The organism is Falsiroseomonas tokyonensis (assembly GCF_019024325.1).
Lineage (GTDB): Bacteria > Pseudomonadota > Alphaproteobacteria > Acetobacterales > Acetobacteraceae > Falsiroseomonas > Falsiroseomonas tokyonensis.
This window is the reverse complement of record NZ_JAFNJS010000001.1, coordinates 171464-189762: the sequence shown is the minus strand read 5'-3', so window position 1 is coordinate 189762 and position 18299 is coordinate 171464. Positions and strand designations below refer to the sequence as shown.

The 18299-nt window shown below is 72.5% G+C and carries 15 protein-coding genes; 3 read left to right on the top strand and 12 right to left on the bottom strand.

Translation table 11 applies throughout. The features are described from left to right. Positions 1-22: 22 nt before the first annotated feature. The 6 genes from J3S20_RS00945 to J3S20_RS00920 all read right to left on the bottom strand — a co-directional run bounded on the left by J3S20_RS00945 (position 23) and on the right by J3S20_RS00920 (position 6631). Positions 23-1273 carry a flavin monoamine oxidase family protein gene (locus J3S20_RS00945; protein ID WP_216833810.1) on the bottom strand — a complete coding sequence of 417 codons (1251 nt, stop codon included), beginning with the start codon at positions 1271-1273 and terminating at the stop codon, positions 23-25. A gap of 285 nt (positions 1274-1558) precedes the next feature. Next, positions 1559-2320, bottom strand: coding sequence for a TrmH family RNA methyltransferase (locus tag J3S20_RS00940; RefSeq protein ID WP_216833809.1), 762 nt, complete (start codon positions 2318-2320; stop codon positions 1559-1561). Positions 2321-2424: 104 nt separating this feature from the next. Next, positions 2425-3555 (bottom strand): 2OG-Fe(II) oxygenase, encoded by a 1131-nt coding sequence (locus tag J3S20_RS00935; RefSeq protein WP_216833808.1) that lies wholly within the window; start codon positions 3553-3555, stop codon positions 2425-2427. A 40-nt stretch (positions 3556-3595) separates the two neighbouring features. Next, positions 3596-4615 (bottom strand): Ldh family oxidoreductase, encoded by a 1020-nt coding sequence (locus J3S20_RS00930; protein ID WP_216833807.1) that lies wholly within the window; start codon positions 4613-4615, stop codon positions 3596-3598. Between the two features lie 23 nt (positions 4616-4638). After that, positions 4639-5607: a Bug family tripartite tricarboxylate transporter substrate binding protein gene (locus J3S20_RS00925; RefSeq protein WP_216833806.1), complete on the bottom strand. Its 969-nt coding sequence runs from the start codon at positions 5605-5607 to the stop codon at positions 4639-4641. 88 nt (positions 5608-5695) lie between these two features. After that, a complete protein-coding gene (locus J3S20_RS00920) occupies positions 5696-6631 on the bottom strand; it encodes a methyltransferase domain-containing protein (protein ID WP_216833805.1) in 936 nt (311 codons plus the stop codon). A gap of 148 nt (positions 6632-6779) precedes the next feature. On the opposite strand from J3S20_RS00920, the gene J3S20_RS00915 reads away from it, so the two are divergent. Then, positions 6780-8666 carry an AI-2E family transporter gene (locus J3S20_RS00915; protein ID WP_216833804.1) on the top strand — a complete coding sequence of 629 codons (1887 nt, stop codon included), beginning with the start codon at positions 6780-6782 and terminating at the stop codon, positions 8664-8666. Between the two features lie 111 nt (positions 8667-8777). Here the strand turns inward: J3S20_RS00915 and J3S20_RS00910 are convergent, their stop codons facing one another. Genes J3S20_RS00910 through J3S20_RS00895 form a run of 4 tightly spaced genes read right to left on the bottom strand, consistent with a single transcriptional unit; the run spans position 8778 to position 13523 of the window. Continuing rightward, positions 8778-11348, bottom strand: coding sequence for a Calx-beta domain-containing protein (locus tag J3S20_RS00910; protein WP_216833803.1), 2571 nt, complete (start codon positions 11346-11348; stop codon positions 8778-8780). A gap of 52 nt (positions 11349-11400) precedes the next feature. Next, the gene (locus J3S20_RS00905) at positions 11401-11994 is read right to left on the bottom strand and encodes an HD domain-containing protein (RefSeq protein ID WP_216833802.1); all 594 of its coding nucleotides are present in this window, start codon (positions 11992-11994) and stop codon (positions 11401-11403) included. Between the two features lie 55 nt (positions 11995-12049). Beyond that, positions 12050-13225 carry a UxaA family hydrolase gene (locus tag J3S20_RS00900; protein ID WP_281419391.1) on the bottom strand — a complete coding sequence of 392 codons (1176 nt, stop codon included), beginning with the start codon at positions 13223-13225 and terminating at the stop codon, positions 12050-12052. A gap of 13 nt (positions 13226-13238) precedes the next feature. Further along, the gene (locus tag J3S20_RS00895; RefSeq protein WP_216833801.1) at positions 13239-13523 is read right to left on the bottom strand and encodes a UxaA family hydrolase; all 285 of its coding nucleotides are present in this window, start codon (positions 13521-13523) and stop codon (positions 13239-13241) included. Between the two features lie 116 nt (positions 13524-13639). Between J3S20_RS00895 and J3S20_RS00890 the strand changes: the two genes are divergently transcribed. Further along, a complete protein-coding gene (locus tag J3S20_RS00890) occupies positions 13640-14509 on the top strand; it encodes a branched-chain amino acid aminotransferase (protein WP_216833800.1) in 870 nt (289 codons plus the stop codon). Between the two features lie 65 nt (positions 14510-14574). Here J3S20_RS00890 and J3S20_RS00885 read toward each other — a convergent pair whose 3' ends face one another. Further along, positions 14575-15900 (bottom strand): sensor histidine kinase, encoded by a 1326-nt coding sequence (locus J3S20_RS00885; protein ID WP_216833799.1) that lies wholly within the window; start codon positions 15898-15900, stop codon positions 14575-14577. After that, the gene (locus J3S20_RS00880) at positions 15893-16564 is read right to left on the bottom strand and encodes a winged helix-turn-helix domain-containing protein (RefSeq protein WP_216833798.1); all 672 of its coding nucleotides are present in this window, start codon (positions 16562-16564) and stop codon (positions 15893-15895) included. The genes J3S20_RS00885 and J3S20_RS00880 overlap by 8 nt, the downstream gene beginning before the upstream one ends. A 110-nt stretch (positions 16565-16674) precedes the next feature. Here J3S20_RS00880 and J3S20_RS00875 point away from each other — a divergent pair, with 110 nt between their 5' ends. Next, entirely contained in the window at positions 16675-18204 is a 1530-nt protein-coding gene (locus J3S20_RS00875) for a Do family serine endopeptidase (protein WP_216833797.1), read from the top strand. The last annotated feature ends 95 nt before the right edge of the window (positions 18205-18299 follow it).

The following is an 18299-nucleotide window of genomic DNA, read 5'->3' as shown; positions in this document are numbered from 1 at the left end:
GCAGAGGTCGCCGCATACTGCGTCACTGCAACGCAGCAAGCACGTTTCCGACTGCAACCTCGCCGGATTCCCAGGCCCCGCCCACGGTGCCGGCCAGCCGCGCATGGCAGGCCTCCCCCGCCAGGCACAGCCGCCCGCCCGCCAGCGGCGCCGCCAGCACCCCCCGCGCCGCCGCCCGGCCGACCCTGGCGGTGCTATAGACGCCGCGCGCGAAAGGGTCGCGCATCCAGTTCGTCACCACCGGCCCGGCCCGCAAGCCACGCGCCGCCTGCGCCCCGAAGCGCAAGGCCACCTCCGCCCGCATGAAATCCTCGGCCGCCGCATCGCCCGCCGCCTCCAGCGCCGCCGCGGCATCGCCCCCCACATGGCAGGCCAGCAGGTCCCGCCCGAAAGGCCGCGCCGACATGGCGACCAGAGCCTCGCCCGGCGCCACCTGGCGATCCACCGAGCTGAACTCCGGCAGGCCCAGCCCCGCCACACCCCGAAACCCCACCTTCACCACCTGCCCCAGCGGCAGGTCCTGCGCGGCCTGAACCACCTCCGCCGGCAAGGGCGGATCGAAGCGCACCGCCCCAGCCACCAGCACATCCGTCGGCAGCGTCACCACCACCGCCCGCGCCCGGATCGTGCCGAAATCCCCCTCCGCCTCCGCCCACGCCCCACCCCAGCGCAGCCGCCGCACCCCCGCGCCCAGCCGGATCGGCAAACCCTCCGCCAAGGCCGCCAGCAGCGTGCCGAACCCGGCCTCCGGCAACATGTTCCGGCCATCCAGCGCCGTCGCCGCGAAATCCTGCAGGCTCAACCGCTCCAGCGGCGCCGCGGCGATGATATCGCCCTGCCAGGCCGCCACCGTCGCATCCCAATCCCCGCCCCGCGGCACCGCCGCCGCCACGCTGACATCCGGCCCCCCCGCCGCCACCCGCGCCCGCACCGCCTCCGCAAACCCATCCCAGGCCGCCCCATAGGCCGCCTCCTCCTCCGCCGTGGCCAGCCGCCCCCCCACCCGCGTCTGCTCCCGCCGCAAGGCATCCGAATCCACCAGCCGAAACCCCAGCGCCCCCGCCAAAGGCACCAGCGGATTGCCCTCCGCATTGTGCAGCCAGGCCGCCCCCAGATCGAACGGCACCCCCAGCCGCCCATCCGTGACCACCCGCCCCCCCACCCGCGCCCGCGCCTCCACCACCAGCACCGACCGCCCCGCCGCCCGCACCGCCCGCGCCGCCGCAATGCCAGCAGCGCCCGCGCCGATAACCAGAACATCCGGGTCTGCCATGGGGGGCCTCATGCGGTGCGGGGTCGGGGATGGGGTAGGGCGTGCGGGTTGTTGCCAGGGGGCGTTGCCCCCCGGCGCCCCCCACCAAAGGGACAGTGGTCCCTTTGGAATCCCATCAAGGGGTGGGAGAGAGGAGGGGCGAGGCGGGTCCGCAGGGACCGGCGCGCGCGCCGTGCCCCTCCTCTCTCCCACCCCTCCATACCGGGGTTCGAAGGGTCCACTGACCCTTCGTGGGGGGAGCGCGAGGGGGGCAAAGCCCCTCTCGCATCACTCGCGCGCCCTGCCTCAGCCCGACATCGCATGCATGAGGACCGCCGCGGCGACCGAGACGTTCAGGCTTTCGACGCGGCCGCTGCCGGGCAGGGTGACGCGGTGGGTGCAGGCGGCGGCGGTCAGGCCGGGCAGGCCGATTTCCTCGTTGCCGAGGGCGAGGAGGAAGGGTTTGCCGCGGGGCAGGGCTTCGGGGGGTACGCCCCCGGCGGCGACGGCGGCGACGGTGGTGAAGCGGGGGGCCAGGGCGCGCAGGCCCACGGCCGGGTTGGGCAGGCGGAGGATTTCGAGGTGTTCCAGGCCGCCTTCGGCGATCCGGTAGGCGGCGTCGGAGAGGCCGGCCTGGCGTGGGTCGTTGGACAGCAGCAGTCCGGTGCAGCCGAAGAAGGCGGCGGAGCGGGCGATGGCGCCCAGGTTGTGTGGGTTGCCGATGCCGTCGAGCAGCGGCAGGACGGGGGCGGCGAGGAGTGCCGGCGGGAAGGGGCCGGTGCCGAGTTCCGGGATGGTGCGTGGCACGGCGATGGCGACGACGCCGCCGTGGTGTTCGGTGCCGGCGATGCGCATCAGCTCGTCGGGGGTGACTTCCCGGTAGGGCCGGCGGTTGCGCGCCATCTGGGCGCAGAGGGGGCCGACCTCGCGGCGGCGGGTCTCCAGGTAGAACAGGCGGAGGACGGCGTCCGGCCTTGTGGCGAAGGCGGCGGCGGCGGCGGCGGGGCCGCAGAGCCGGTCGAGGTCGGAGTCGCGCCAGCCGCGCACCGGCGCCTGGCCGGGTTCCACGGGCGGGCGGGGGGTATTGGCCAGTTCGGGGCGTTCCGGGGGGCGTTCGGGCGCGCGTCCCCGGCTGAAGGGGCGCGCGCGGAAATCGCCGCCCTCGGGCGGGCTCAGGCGGTCGCGGTCGCTTCGGCCGTCTCCGGCCTGCTGCGGCCCATCTGGGGGACCGCGTCGTTCTGGCCCAGGAATTTTGCACCCTCCTCGCGGATTTCCGCGGCTGCGTCATCGTACAGGAACGGCAGGAAGGCGTATCGCCGTCCGCGCGTGACCGGACGCGCCTCATGCAGCAGCGAGCAGGAAAACACCACAGCCCCGCCCGCCGGCGCCTTGTAGGTCTGCGGGCCGAATTCGGGGAAGTTCAGCTCCCCGCCTTCGTATTCGCCGGTATTGAGGTTCATGGTCACGGCAAAGCGGCGGTGGGCGGTGGCCTTGGTGGTGTTGTCGCGATGCGCCCGGAAGAAGCCCTTGTCGGCGGAATCGTAGCAGGCGACGACGTAGCGTTCCAGGCGGGTGACGTTGTACTGGAAGGCGCGACGGATTTCCGGCACCAGGCGCGCGTTCAGCCGGGCGCGGATCTGCGCCTTCAGCGCCTCGTCCTGCAGGAAGACGTCCTTCCGGCGCTTGTGGCTGGGGTCCATCACGCCGACGGTGCGGCCGCCCTCCTCGCGCATGAAGCCGCTCTCGCCGCCGCCGACGGCCTCGTATTCCGCGATCAGGCGGCGGCAGAAGGCCGGTTCGAAGACCCGCGGCAGGATCAGCACGGGGGCTGCCAGCGGCACGCCGGCATGCTCGCCGGGCGGCGGCAAGGCGGCGAGTGTCGCCATCGCCTCGGCGCCGGCCTCCAGCGGCCAGACGGCGAAGACGCGCAGCATCGGGTCCAGCAGCACCCAGCCGGGGCGCAGGCTGCCGTCGGCCTCCGTGGCGCGGAAGGCCTGGCGTGCGGCGCCGGTATCGTCCCACAGCACCCGGCGGCCATGGCCGTCCGTGATCCGCCCGGCCTGTTCATCGGCCGGGTCGGTGCCGATCACCAGCAGATAGGCGTGTTCCACGCGCAGCACCGCGGCATGGGGGGCGACCATGCCGGCCAGCCGCTCCAGCTGGCCCGGCGCGCCGAGTGGGCCCGGGATCAGCACCATCAGCCAGCGGCCCGCCGTGGTGTCGAAGGCGAAGCGCGGATTGCCGGCGGCGCGGGCGTGGAAGGGCGGGATGGGCTCCCCGGGGTTGAGCTGCGGCATCGGCATGGGGTGGGGTCCTGCTGCGTGTTGCGCCGGGGGCCGGAAACTATGCCACCTTCGCGCTTTTGGCGGCCAGGGCCTGCAGCTGGGCGAGCAGGGCCTCCGGCACCTCCAGCCCATCGGCCGCCGCATGGGCCGCGAGGCCGGCGCGGCGGCTGCCGGGCAGGCGCACGCCGGGGTCGCCCTGCATGGCGGCCAGCAGGAATTCCAGCCGATCGGCGAAGCCGGCCTCCCCGGCCAGCGCGCCGGGGTCGATCGCCAGCAGCGCGTGGCCGAGGCGGGGGCGATTGCCCTCGGCGGCGAAGAAGCTGTCCGCCTCGAAGCCGAAGGCGGCGCCGGTCAGGGCGCAGCAGAGCAGTTCGACGACCAGGGCCAGCAGCGCGCCCTTGGCGCCGCCCATGGCCAGCATGGCGCCATCCAGCGCCGCGTTGGGGTCGGTGGTCGGGTTGCCCTCCGCGTCCAGCGCCCAGCCGAGCGGGATCTTCTTCCCGGCCTTGGCGGCCAGCATGATCTTGCCGCGGGCGACCTCGGACAGGGCCATGTCGATGACCAGGGGGGCGGCGTCGCGGCGCGGGAAGGCGGCGGCGACGGGGTTTGTGCCCATCAGCGGGCGGCGGCCACCCGGCACGGGCATGGCGGCCGGGGAATTGGTGAAGGCCAGCGCGACGAGGCCCTGCCGGGCCAGCGCCGCCACCGGCAGGCCCATGGCGCCGGCATGGTGGCTGTTGGTGATGCCGAGGAAGGCCACGCCATTCCTGCGCGCGCGCGCGGCGGCCTCCCGCAGCGCGAGGTCGAGCGCCGGATAGGCCAGGCCGTGCCGCGCATCGATCAGCGCCGCACCGCCGCGTTCGGCAAGGATCGCGGGGATGGCGTTGCCATCGGCCCGGCCATTGGCGAGGAAGCCGGCATATTGCGGCACGCGGGACAGGCCATGGCCACCCTGGCCCTCGGCCTCGGCGGCCACCAGCGCCTGGGCGGTCAGCCGCGCCATCTCGGGATTGGCGCCGGCGGCGGCCAGCGCCGCGGTGGCGAGGTCTTGGGCTTCGGCGAGGGTCAGGCGCGGCATGGGGGCGGGCTCATCCGGAGGTTTCACGCATCCGGCTTGATCCCGGCTTCCGTGACAAGGGTGGCCCAGCGATCCGTCTCGGCCCGGACGAACTGGGTGGAGCGCGCGCTGTCCCAGCCGAGCACCTGGAAGCCGCCCTCCTGGGCGCGCCGCGTGGTCTCCGGGTGGTGGATGGCGGCCAGCACGTCGCGTTCCAGCCGGGCGAGGATGGCGGGCGGCACGGCGGCCTGGGTCAGCACCGCGGTCCAGTTGGTGATCTCCAGCTCCGGCAGCCCGGCCTCCCGCACCGTCGGCACATCGGGCACCAGCGGGTGGCGCTCCGCACTGGTGACCGCCAGCGCCCGCAGCCGCCCGCCACGGATCTGCGCCAGGCATTCGGGCAGGTTGGAGACCATCATGTCGAGGCTGCCGCCGGCAAGGTCGGTGACGGAGGGGGCGCCGCCGCGATAGGGCACGTGCACGATATTGTCCCCGGCGCGGGCCACGCGGCGGAACAGCTCCAGCCCGAGATGCGGCGGGGAGCCGGTGCCGGAGGACCCGCCATTCAGCCTGCGCTCCCGCGCCAGCGCCACCAGCCCGGCGAGGTCCCGCGCCGGGCTCTTCTCGGCATTCACCACCACCGCCAGCGGCAGCGAGCCGAGTACGGAGATCACGGAAAAGGCGCGCCGAAAATCGTAGGGCGCGGCGGGGAACATGGTGGCGTTCACCGCATGGGTCAGGGTGATGGCCAGCAGCGTATGCCCATCCGGCTCCGCCTTGGCCGCCAGGTCGGCGCCGATCAGCGCATTGCCGCCGGCGCGGTTGTCGATGACCACGGCACGGCCCCAGGCCTCGCCCAGGCGCTGCGCCACCAGCCGGGCCATGATGTCGGTCAGCCCGCCGGGCGGGAAGGGGACGATGTAGCGCGGGTTGCGGTCCGGAAAGCTTTGTCCATGCGCCCCGAGGGGCAGCATCGCGGCGGCGAGGCCGAGGACGTGACGGCGGCGAAGCATGAAACCTCCCATCCTGCGTCTTGATGCGCGGCGGGAGAGTGGCAGCAGAGGCGGCGCCCGGGACAGAAGAATCCGTTCCGGTCGCGGGTCAGGCCGGCGTCACCTCCAGCGCCGCGTGGCAGATGCGGTCATCCTCCGGCGCCCGGCCCAGCGCCGGATGCACCCCGCCCGGCGGCACCGGCGGCAATTCCCAGACCAGCCGATGGCTGGCGCGGGCGGCAAAGCCGGCGGCGGCGAAGGCGGCCAGGAATTCGGAAAGGCCCAGCTGGTTGCAATAGAGCCCGGCGCGGGCCACCGCCGGCCCTTCCCAGAAGCGCGGGCCGAAGGACAGGTGGCGCAGCCCTCCGCCCAGATGGTCGTGGAAATCCACCGCATGCAGGCCGAGCCCGCCCGGTGCCGTCACCCGCCGCAGTGCCGCGAGCAGCGGGGCCAGCGCGTCCCGCCGCACATGCTCCAGCGCCACCTCGGAGAAAGCCAGATCGACGGAGCCCGCCGGGACCGCGGCCAGTGCCTCCGGCCCGCCGACCAGCAGCCGGGCGCCGCAGGCGGCCAGCACCTCCGCCCTGTTCCGGCAGGCGGAGAGGTCGGGCGGCGTAAGGCCGGCCTGGCGGGCGGCTTCCGCCGCGGCGCGATAGGGGGCGAGGTCCTGCGGCGCGGCATCCTCCACATCCAGGTACCAGATCGGACCCAGGCCAAGCGCGGCCGCGATCGGGGCGCGCAGCACCATCGATCCGGGCCCGACCTCCAGCACCGATCGCGGGGCGCGGCCGGACAGGGTCCGGAAGCGGTCCATGCGCCATTGCAGCGGCGCCACCAGCCGACCGGGATCGAGTGCCGCGAAGGAATGGCGGCGCAGGCCCAGCGCGCGCCAAGCCCGCGCCGGCACCGGCAGGGCGCCCAGCGCCAGCTTCACGGCCAGTTTCAGCCACCAGGGCGCCGGCGCGCCGGCGGCATAGCCGGGGGGGACGGGCTGGTCCTGCGGCGGGATCTGGGACGCGCGAAGGGGCGGGGCGGTCTCGGTCAAGGCGGGCATGCGGGGTCCGGTAGGGGGCCTGCCAGGGTAGCGCAATGCGCCGCGCCGGAAAGCCATCGGTGAAAGACCGGTCCGAGTGAACCAGGACCGGTGCGCCCGCGTTCCGGATCAGGACACCGCCCCGAGGACCACCAACCGCATGCCCGAATTCCCGCCCGCCGCCCATCGCGGCGTCAGCGCCGCCGGCGTGCCGCAGAGTGGCGCCGCCATCGCCCAGGCCGCGCTGGTGGTCATCGCGGTGCTGTATTTCGCGCGCGACCTGCTGGTGCCGCTGGCGCTGGCCGTACTGCTGTCCTTCGTGCTGGCGCCGATCGCCCGCGCCCTGCGGCGCATCGGCATCCCCCGCGTCCCCGGCGTGTTGCTGGCGGTGCTGGCCGCGGTCGCCGTGATCGGCATGCTGGGCCTGGTGATGGGCCGGCAGCTGGCGGAGCTGGCGAGCGACATCCCGCTGTACCAGTACGAGCTGTCGCGCAAGCTGGCCTCGGTCAATGCCAGCGGCGGGCTGGTGGAACGGGCGCAGGAGATGCTGCGCGGCCTTGCCGCGGGGGCGGAGCGCGCGGCACCGCAGCCGGTGCCCTCGCTGAATGCGGATGCGGTGCGGCCGCTGCCGGTGGAGGTCCGGCTGCCGGACCCGAAGCCCTTCGAGCTGCTGCAGAACGTGCTGCAGCCGCTGCTCTATCCGCTGGCCACCTTCGGCATCGTTGTGGTGCTGGTGATCTTCGTGCTGCTGTACCGCGAGGATCTGCGCGACCGGGTGATCCGCCTGGTCGGCGCCGGCGACCTGCACCGCACCATGGCGGCGATGGACGACGCGGCCTATCGCCTGTCCCGCTTCTTCCTGGCGCAGACGGCGATGAACGCGGCCTTCGGCGTCTTCATCACCATCGCGCTGTTCTTCATCGGCGTGCCGCAGCCGGCGCTCTGGGGCATTGTCGCCGGGCTGATGCGCTTCGTGCCCTTTGTCGGCACCTTCGTCGCGGTGGGCTTCCCGCTGTTGCTGGCGCTGGCGGTCGATCCGGGCTGGAGCATCCCGCTGATGGTGCTGGTGCTGTTTGCCATCAGCGAGGCGCTGATGGGCCATGTGCTGGAGCCGATGGTCTTCGGCCATTCCACCGGCCTTTCCCCCATCGCGGTGGTGGCGGCCGCCACCTTCTGGACCTGGCTCTGGGGCCCGATCGGGCTGCTGGTGGCGGTGCCGCTGACCGTCTGCCTGGTGGTGCTGGGGCGGCATGTGAAGCAGTTCGAATTCCTCGAGGTCGCGCTCGGCGACCGGCCGCCGCTCGACCCGCCCGAGACCTTCTACCAGCGCGCCCTGGCCGCCGATGCCGATGCGCTGGAGGAGCAGGCCGACGACGTGCTGCGGGAGAAGCGGCTGTCCGACTATTACGACGAGGTGGCGCTGCCGGCGCTGGCGATGGCCCAGGCCGATGCGCTGCGCGGCAGCTTCGCGCCGGAACGGCTGACGGCGCTGCGGGCCCGCGTCGCCGCCCTGATCGAGGATCTGGAGGAGGAGGTCGAGGACGACCGCCCGCCGCAGGCCGCGCCGGCCGAGCTGGACGAGGCGGAGGAAGCCAGCCGCCCGGCGGATCCGCCGCCGCCGCCGGAGGTGCTGGTGCCGCCAGGCTCCGTCATCTGCCTGGCCGGCCGTGGCCCCTTCGACGAGGCCGCGGCGGGCATGCTGGCGCAGCTGCTGCGCAAGCGCGGGATGGGCGCCGTGGCCGCCCCGGCCGAGCTGCTGCGCGGCGGCGACCTGGTGGGGCTGGAGCCGGAGGCGGTGCGCCAGGCCTGGTTCTGCACCATCGAGGGCGGCGCCTCCGCCGCCGCCTCCCGCTACCTGCTGCGCCGGCTGCGCCGCCGCTTCCCGCAGGCGCAGGTCTGCGCCCTGGTGGTCGGCGTCACCGCCGAGGGCCGCCTGCCCGATTCACTGCGGGAGGAAGGGGCGCTGGCGGTGGAGGGCCGGCTGGCCGATGTGGCGCGGGCGGCGCTGCGCCTGGCCCCGGCGGTAGCGGCGGAGCCCGCCGCCTGAAGCAGCGGCTACAGCACGATCTGTCCGAATGGACAGATCTCGTGCTGTAGAAGCTATTGTTTCTAAAGCACGAAATCGGTTCACCCTGATTCAGTGTGAACCGATAGTGCTTTAGCCGATCAGCAGATGGTCGGAGAGGCTGGCGAGGCCGGGCGCCATGTCGTCGTTGCGGATGGTGCCGAAGGCGGTGCCTTCCAGGATGGCGAGGCCGGCGGAGGGGCTGCCGAGGGTCAGCGCGAAACCCTCATCCGCCTCAGGCGCCGCATCGCGCAGCACGCGGACCTTGATGAGCTGCTCCGTCTGCCCCGCGGCGAAACTGACCGTGCCGCCGGGCAGCACGCCGCCGAGAAAGTCCGCGGCATCCGCGGCCTGCGGCCCATGGCCGCGCACCGACCAGGCGGCCTGGCCGGCCCCCGAAACATCGCCGCCGCGGGTGACGATATAGGAGAAGACGCTGACGCCGCTGCCGGTGCCCTCGCCGCGGTCGGTGATCTCGCCCGCGAGGGACAGGCTGCCGCGGGGCGCGGCATCGTCATCGCGGATCACGCCCTGGGCCGTGAGGGACTGGCCGCCGCCGGCCGGGCGGGCGATCAGGGTGAAGCCTTCATCCGCCTCCGCCACCGCATCGCGCAGCACGCGGATCTTGATGAGCTGCGAAGCTTCCCCGGCCGCGAAGGTCAGGCTGCCGGCCGGCAGCACGTCGCCCAGGAAATCCGCGGCCGAGGCCGCCTGCGCCCCGGCACCCTGCACCGTCCAGTCCAGCCGCGCCGGGCCCGAAAGATCGCCGCTGCGCGTCACCGCATAGCTGAAGACGCTGACCCCGCTGCCCGTGCCCTCGGCGCGGTCGGCGACCTCGGCCGCCAGGGCGAAGCTGGATGGGAGGGCGTCGTCGTCGCGGATGATGCCGCTGGCCGTCGCGGTGCCGAGGCTGACGCCTGCGGGGGCGGAAAGGCTGATGGTGAAATGCTCATCGGCCTCCGGCACCGCATCCCGCAGCACCCGCACCTTGACGGTCTGCTCCGCTTGGCCGGGGGCGAAGGCGAGGCTGCCGGAGGGCAGGACGCCATCCGCGAAATCCGCCGCCTGGGCCGCCACCGGGCCACTGCCCGTCACCGACCAGCCGGCCTGCAGCGCCTGCGAAAGATCGTCGCTGCGCGTCACGACATAGGTGAAGACGCGAAGGCCGGAGCCGGTGCCCTCCGCCAAGTCCGTGGCCGTGCCGAGGATGGAAAGCCGCGCCAGGGCGGCATCGTCGTTGCGGATCAGGCCACTGGCCTCGCCGTCGGCGATCTCCGCGCCGCGCGGCCGGGACAGGGACAGGGTGAAGGCCTCGTCGCCTTCCACCTGGGTGTCGCGCAGCACGCGCAGCCGGATCAGCTGCTCCGCCTCTCCGGCTGCAAAGGTCAGGCTGCCCGAGGGCAGGACGCCGCCCAGGAAATCCGCCGCATCCGCCGCCTGCGCGCCGCTGCCGCGCACCGCCCAGTCCACGCTGCTGGCGCCGGAGAGGTCGCCACCGCGGGTGACCCGATAGGTGAAGACGGAAACGCCGACCCCGCTGCCTTCCGCCCTCTCCACCAGCTGGGGGACGATCGAAAGGCGGGACGGGCCCGGAAGGTCGTCATCCAGGATGGTGGCCACCGTGGCCGTGCCCGCATTGGCGGCCACCGCGCCGCCCTGCACGCGGTCCAGCTGCACGAAGAAGGATTCGTCTGCCTCGTAGGAGAGGTCGCCGAGGATGGCGACGCTGAAGGTCTTGCTGGTCTCGCCGATGGCGAAGGTCAGCGTGCCGCTGCTGGCCAGGTAGTCGAGCCCGGCCTTCGCCAGCCCATCGGCGGTGGAATAGGTGACGCTCACGGGCTGGGCCGCCGCGGCGGAGAGCTGCACGGTGAAGGTCAGGCGGGTCTGCCCCGCATCGCCTTCCACCACCTCCGGATATTGCGGCGTCAGCGAGACGGTGGGCAGCGGCGGCGCATCGTCGTTGCGGATCGTGGGAATGGAGACGGTGCCGGAATTGGCGAGCACCGCGCCGCCGGTGACGCCATCCAGCCGCAGGAAGAAGGATTCATGCGGCTCATAGACCCGGTCGCCCAGGACCGGCACCTGGATGGTCTTCGTCGTCTCGCCCGCCGCGAAGACCAGGACGCCCGATTGCGCCTCGTAATCCGTGCCGGCCAGGGCGCTTCCATCGGCCGTGGAATAGGCAACGCGCACGGTCGTGGCGGCGGCGGTGGAAAGGCGGACGGTGAATTCCACCAGGCTGCGGCCGGAATCGCCTTCCGCGATATCGGGCCAGCCGGATGCGAAGGCGACGGTGGGCAGCGGCGGCGCATCGTCGTTCAAGATGGTGCCGACGGCGCTGGCCGCCGTGAAGGAAAGCGCCGCCGGGCCGGTGACCTGCTGCAGGTTGAGCAGGAAGCTCTCATCCGCCTCATAGGCCGTGTCGCCCAGGATCCGGATGGAGACGCTCTTGCCGGTTTCGCCCGGCGCAAAGCGCAGCAGGCCCTGCTGCGCCTGGTAGTCCAGCCCGGCCAGAGCGTTGAGATCCGCGGTCTCGAAGGCGACCGTCACCTCCTCGGTCGCCGCGGCGGAGAGGAGGATGGTGAATCCGAGAAGCCGGCTGCCGCCGTCGCCTTCCGCGATATCCAGGAACTGGGAGCCGACCGAGACGATTGGGTAGGCCATGCTGGCGCCGCTCACGAAAGGGTGAGGGCAAGATATGCAAGAAACTTTACTTCTACAATATGCCGTCGGCACCCAGCTGCCGCAGGGCGTCGGCGATATTGCGCCGCGCCCGCTTCTCGCGTTCCAGGAAGAAGCGGTCCGTGTGGTAGATGCGGTCGCACCAGAGCAGCATCTGCAGCGCGGCGATGCGGCCGGCGCGGTAGCGATCTTCCGGCAGATGCGCGTATTCGCGGCGGTTCGCGGCCTCGAAGGCCTCGAAGCGCGCGGGTGGGTCGCCGAGGACGGCCTGGTCCATGTCGAGCAGCAGGGCCGCATCGGCGCGCAGGCCCGGATCCTCGGCCTCCGGCAATTCCTGGCGCAGCACGGCATGGATAAGCGCCTCTGCCCGCGCCAGCATGGGCGGCGGCAGGATCCGGCCGAGGTGGCGGTGCATCACGCGGATGCTCTCGGCCTCCGCCTGCGGATTGGCGCGGTCGAAGACGGCGGTGTGGAACAGGATTGCCAGGATGAAGGCCGGCTTGTCCGCCAGCGCATGGGAAACCTCCTCCGCCATGGCCAGCATGGCGGAGATGCGCGCCCAGTCATGCCAGGCGCGATGCGGTTCCGCATGGCGGTGCTGCAGGTCGGCGAAGATGGCCGGGGTCACGGCGTGGCGTCATCCTCGCGCATCGGTGCCGGGCCGAAGCCCGGCACCGAGGGCTTCAAGCGCTTTCGTAGAGGCGCGTCAGGCTGAATTCGCGGTGGCCGAGCAGCTCGGCCGCCGTCAGCTCGCCATCGGCGGTGCGCAGGATGCAATCCAGCAGCGCCTCACCGGCCTCGTCCATGTTCATCTGCTTCTGCAGCAGGCCGGTCACATCGACGTCGATGTGTTCGGACATGGTCCGCTGGGTGCGCGGATTCGCCGTCAGCTTGATCACCGGCAGGATCGGGTTGCCGATGACATTGCCCTGGCCGGTCGGGAAGGTGTGCACGGCGAAGCCCGAGGCCGCGCAGAGCGTCACCATCTCGGCGGCGGCGGAGGAGCTGTCCATGAACCAGAGGCCGGAATGGGTCGGCACCTCGGCCTTGTCCAGCACGCCATCGACCGTGCACTTCTTGCCGATCTTGGTGATGTTCCCCAGGGCCTTTTCCTCGATGGTGGTCAGGCCACCTTCGATATTGCCCTTGGTCGGCTGGCTGTCCGACAGGTCGTTGGTCTTGTTCGCCTCGATCACGCGCTGGTAGCGGTCGAACATCGCCATGAACTGGTCGCGGATCGCGGGCGTCTTGCAGCGCGCCGCCACCAGATGCTCGCCGCCGGTGATCTCGCTGGTCTCGCCGAAGACCAGGGTGTTCCCGTTGGCCCAGAGCTTGTCATAGGAATTGCCGACGGTGGGGCAGGAGGCGAGGCCGGAGGTGGTGTCGCTCTCGCCGCATTTCGTGGAGACCCAGAGCTCCACCAGCGGCGCCTTGGTCTTCTTCAGCTTGGAGGCATGCTTCACCAGCCGATAGGCGGCGCGGGAGGCGCTGGCGATGGTGTTGATGTCGCCATTCTGCTCGATGGCGAAACCTTCCACCGGCTTGCCGGACTTGGCGATGCCCTCGACGATCTTGCCGGTCCAGCCGGGCTCGATGCCGATGACGATCACGCCGGCGACGTTCGGGTTGGTGCCGGTGCCGATCAGCGTCCGGAAGTGCAGGTCGAGGTCCGCGCCGAATTGCAGTCGGCCATAGGCGTGCGGAATCGCCAGCGCGCCCTTGATGTTGTTCGCCACCGCCTCGGCGGCCGCATTCGACAGATCGTCGACCGGCAGGATGATGACGTGGTTGCGCACGCCCATCCGGCCATTCTCGCGCCGCCAGCCTTCGAAGCTGGCATCCCTCAGGTTCAGGCCCATCGGTTCCGTTCCCCTACCAGCGCTTCGTCTTGACGTTGTGCACGTGCAGATGCTCGCCGGCGCCGATATCGGCCACCGCGCGGCCGATATCCGTGCCGTACTTCATGATGGTATCACCCTTGGCGATGGGCCGGATGGCCAGCTTGTGGCCGATCGGGATGTCCGACTTGGCGTCGAACTCCATCATCTTGTCCTGGTCCATGATCCAGCCGTTCAGCCTGGTGCCGGCCTTCAGGCCTTCCACCACAACCACGCCCACGCTGTCGCCCTCATCATGGACGACGAAATGGATTTGCATCGATCCCCCCGGTAGCGCTTGCAGGCGGCACCCTAGGCCCGCCGCCCGCCCCCTTCAACCGCCCCCCGCGACGTGCCATTCAGGGCGGGGAAACACGGGAAGAAGGGACTGCCGCCATGGCGGGCGTCTACTGGTATGCCGGGAACTGGTCCACCGAGGAGCCGAAGGTGATCGGCCCCATGGACCACGCCTTCTGGCTCGGCAGCGTGATCTTCGATGGCGGCCGGTCCTTCGGCGGCGTGGCGCCGGACCTCGACCTGCATTGCGCCCGCGCCGTGCAATCCGCCCGCAACATGCTGATGAAGCCCACCAAGACCCCGGCCGAGATCGAGGAGCTGTGCCGGGAGGGCATCCGCCGCATGGGCCCGCAGGCGGAGCTCTACATCCGCCCCATGTTCTTCGTCCGCAAGGGGCTGGGCGCCGCCCGGCCGGACCCGGACAGCACCGACTTCATCCTGGCGATCTACGACAGCCCGCTGCCGGAATACAAAGGCTTCTCCGCCTGCCTGGCGCCGCAGCGCCGCCCGGCGCCGGACCAGGCGCCGACCGATGCCAAGGCCGCCTGCCTTTATCCCAATGGATCCCGCGCCGCCGCCTTCGCGCATGAAAAGGGGTTCGAGGCCGCGGTGGTCTGCGACCCGATCGGCCATGTGGCGGAATTCGCCCATGCGAACCTGATGTTCGCCAAGGACGGCAAGGTGATCACCCCGGCGGTGAACGGCACCTTCCTGGCCGGCATCACCCGCGGCCGCGTCATCGCCCTGCTGCGCGAGGCCGGCGTGACGGTGGAGGAACGCGCCGTGAAGCCGGAGGAGCTGGACACGGCGGACGAGATCTTCTCCACCGGCAACTACGGCAAGGTGCTGCCGTGTTCGAACTGGCAGGGGCGGCACATGCAGCCGGGGCCGCTCTGCCAGAAGGCGCGGACGCTGTATTTCGACTGGGCGGAGGCCAAGTGGCGCATCCTGCCCAAGGTCGCAGCCTAGCCTTCCCTCTCCCGCAAGGCGGGGGGTTGCGGCGCTGGCGCAACGCCGAAGGCCGGGTGGGGGCACTACCCGCGCAGCCGCACCCGCAGCCCGGGCGGTGAGGTGGCGCTGGCATCCTCCAGCGCCACGGCCAGCCCGTGCAGCTCCGCCACCGCGGCGACCAGCGCCAGGCCGAGCCCGGCGCCCTGGCTGCTGCGCGCCGCATCCAGCCGGTGGAAGCGGCGGAAGACCAGGGGTTTGTCGGCGTCGGGGATGCCGGGCCCGTCATCCGTCACCGTGATCTCCGGCCCTGGCCGCAGCGCCAGCTGCACGCGCCCCCCCTCCCGCCCATGGCGGATCGCGTTCTCCACCAGGTTCGCCAGCATCTGCGCCAGCAATTCGCGGTCGCCCTGCATCGCCACGCCCGGGGCGAGGTCCGTCTCCAGCCGCTGGCCGCGCTCGGCGGCGGCGCTCGCATAAAGCTCCGCCACCGTCTCCATCACCGCGGTCAGGTCGACCCCGGCGAAGGCCGAACGGCGGGCGCCGCTCTCGATCTGGGCGATGCGCAGCAACGCCGCGAAAATCTCCAGGATGCGGTCGCATTCGGCCACCGCCGCCTCGGCCTCTTTCCCCTCCAGCGATTCCAGCCGCTGGCGCAGCCGGGTGAGGGGGGTGCGGAGGTCGTGCGCGATATCGTCGGTCACTTGGCGCAGCGCGGCCATCGTATCCGCCAGCCGGTCGAGCGTGGCGTTCACCCGCCGCGCCAGGCGGTCGAATTCATCGCCGCCAGGGCGCGCCGCCAGCCTTGTGGCCAGCCTTCCCTGCTCCACCTCTGCCAGGGCGCGCTCCATCTGCGCGGCGCGGCGCACCACGCTGCGGCCGATCACCAGCCCGCCGGCCAGCGCCAGCAGCAGCGCCGCGCCGCCCACCCAGCCGGCGGCGCCGAGCAGCCGCGCCTCCAGTTCCCGCACCGGGGCCAGGTCGCGGCCGACCAGCAGGAAATGCCCGGCCGGCAGCGGCGTGCCGAGCGCCAGCAGCACGCTGTCATCGGTCGCGGCATCCAGCCCCATGGTCGCCCAGCCGGGGCTGCGGGGCGCCGCCGCCAGATTGCCCGCGATCCGACCGCCATCCGGGCCTGACAGCAGGAAATATTGCGTGCCGCTGCGGTCGGCGGCGATCCGCGCCTCGATCGACAGCGCGATGGAGGTGGGCCCGCCCAGCCGTCCGGCATTCAGCAGCACGCCGGCATCGCGCTCGATCTCCGCCTGGATCTGCTGCACCGCGAAGCGGGAGGAGGCCCAGAAGCCGATGCCCGCCAGCAGCAGCGTGCCCAGCAGCGTCAGCGCCAGGTGCAGCAGGGTGATGCGGAAGCCGGTGGTGGCCCACCAGCGCGTCGGCCTTTCCTCAGGCATCGGGGGGTCGGGCGACGTAGCCGGCGCCGCGCAGGGTGTGGATCAGGGTGGGCTCCCCCAGCTTGGCGCGCAGGCGGCTGATATGGGTCTCCACCACGCTGGTGCGCGGGTCGAAATGGATGTCCCAGACCTGCTCCAGCAGCATGTTCCGGGTCACCACACGTCCGGCCTGGCGCAGCAGGACCTCCAGCAGGCGGAATTCGCGCGGCTGCAGCTCGATCCGCTGGCCGGCGCGGGTCACGCTGCGGCGCAGCAGGTCCATTTCCAGATCCGCCACGCGCAGCACCGAAGGCTCCGCGTTCAAGGCCGGCCGGCGGCCCAGCGCATGCACCCGGGCCAGCAGCTCGGCAAAGGCGAAGGGCTTGGCCAGGTAGTCATCCGCGCCGGCATCCAGCCCCTCCACCCGGTCGCCCAGCCCGGCGCGGGCCGTCAGCATCAGCGTCGGCGTCGCCACCCCGGCGGCGCGCAGCGCGCGCACCAGGCCGAGGCCATCCAGGTTCGGCAGCATGCGGTCCACCACCAGCAGGTCGTAGCCGCCGCCGATCGCCTCCATCAGCCCGGCGCGGCCATCCGGCACATGGTTCACCAGATGGCCGGCGCCGGTCAGGCCGCGCGCCACCTCCGCCGCCGTGCCGGCATCGTCCTCCACCAGCAGGATCCGCAAAGGCGCGCTCCTCCAACCTTACGAATTGGTAGCCCAGCCGCGAGCTGGCGGTGAGCCGGGCCCCTTAGATCGCCACTACGGGCCTATCCCGCATCGCAGAGGACCACGTCATGAGCAACACCCTGACCAAGCTGCCCCGCTCGCGCAAAATCCTGGCCGCCGGGCTGCTGTCCCTCGCGCTGGGCACCAGCGCGCTGACGGCGCTGCCCTTCGCCGGCCATGCCCAATCCCCGGCGGCCGAGACCGCCATCACCCTGCCGCGCCAGGCCGGCCCCGCCGGCTTCGGCGACCTCGCCGCCCGCGTGGCGCCGGCCGTGGTGCGCGTGACCGTGACCGGGGAGGCGCCGGCCGCCGCCCTGGCGGAAATCCCGCCCGAGCTGCGCGGCACGCCCATGGAACCCTTCTTCCGCCGCTTCCAGCAGCAGCAGCGCCCCGGCCAGCAGCCGGCGCCGCAGGGCCGCGCCCGCATGGGCCAGGGCAGCGGCTTCATCATCGATGCCGCCGGCTTCATCGTCACCAACAACCATGTGGTGGGCGATGCCACCAATGTCCGCGTGGAACTGGCCGATGGCCGCGACATGCCGGCCCGCGTCGTCGGCCGCGACCAGCAGACCGACCTGGCGCTGCTGAAGGTGGAGGCCGGCAGCCCGCTGCCGACCGTGGCCTGGGGCGACAGCGACGCCACCCGCATCGGCGACTGGGTGGTGGCCATGGGCAATCCCTTCGGCCTCGGCGGGTCCGTCACCGCGGGCATCGTCTCCGCCCGCGGCCGGCAGATCGGCGCCGGGCCCTATGACGACTTCATCCAGACCGATGCGCCGATCAACCCGGGCAATTCCGGCGGCCCGCTGTTCAACGCGAATGGCGAGGTGGTGGGCATCAACACCGCCATCTACGCGCCGGGCGGCGGCAATGTCGGCATCGGCTTCGCCGTGCCGTCCCGCATGGCGCGGCACGTGATCGCCGATCTGCAGCGGGATGGCGTGGTGGCGCGCGGCTGGCTGGGCGTGGCGATGCAGCCGATCGACAGCGAGCTGGCCGCGGCGCTGCGCCTGCCCAACCAGCACGGCGCCCTGGTGGCGAATGTGGAGCCGGACAGCCCGGCCGCCCGCGCCGGCCTGCGCGCCGGCGACGTGGTGGTGGGGATCGACGGGAAGGAGATCACCAGCCCGCGCGACCTGGCGCTGGCGGTGGCAGAGATCGAGCCCAATAGCCGCGCCACCCTGGCCCTGCTGCGCGACGGCAGCCGGACCGAGCAGGCGGTGACGGTCGGGCTGCGGGAGCAGCCGCAGCAGCAGGCCGAGGCCCGCCCTGAGGGCGCCCGCCCCGGCTCGCTCGGCCTGCGCCTGGCGCCGCGCGGTAGCGCGAGCGTCCAGGGCAAGGGCGCGCCCCAGGCGGAAGGCCAGGGCAACCGGGGCGTGCAGGTGGCCGCCGTTGACCCCGGCAGCGTCGCCGAGGCCCGCGGCATGCGCGCCGGCGACATCATCCTGCGCGTCGGCGACCGCGTGGTGAACAGCCCGCGCGACGTGACGGAGGCCGTGGCCGCCGCCCGCCGCGAAGGCCGCCCGGCCATCGCCCTGCAGGTCGCCCGCGACTCCGGCAATGCCTTCGTGGCGCTGCCGCTGTCCGGCCAGGGCTGAACCCCCCCCGGGTTCACGTCACGCCGCCCGGCGCCGCCCTTGGCGGGCCGGGCGGGAAGGGCGCCGCCGGGTGGGCTGTCAGCCACCCGGCGGCG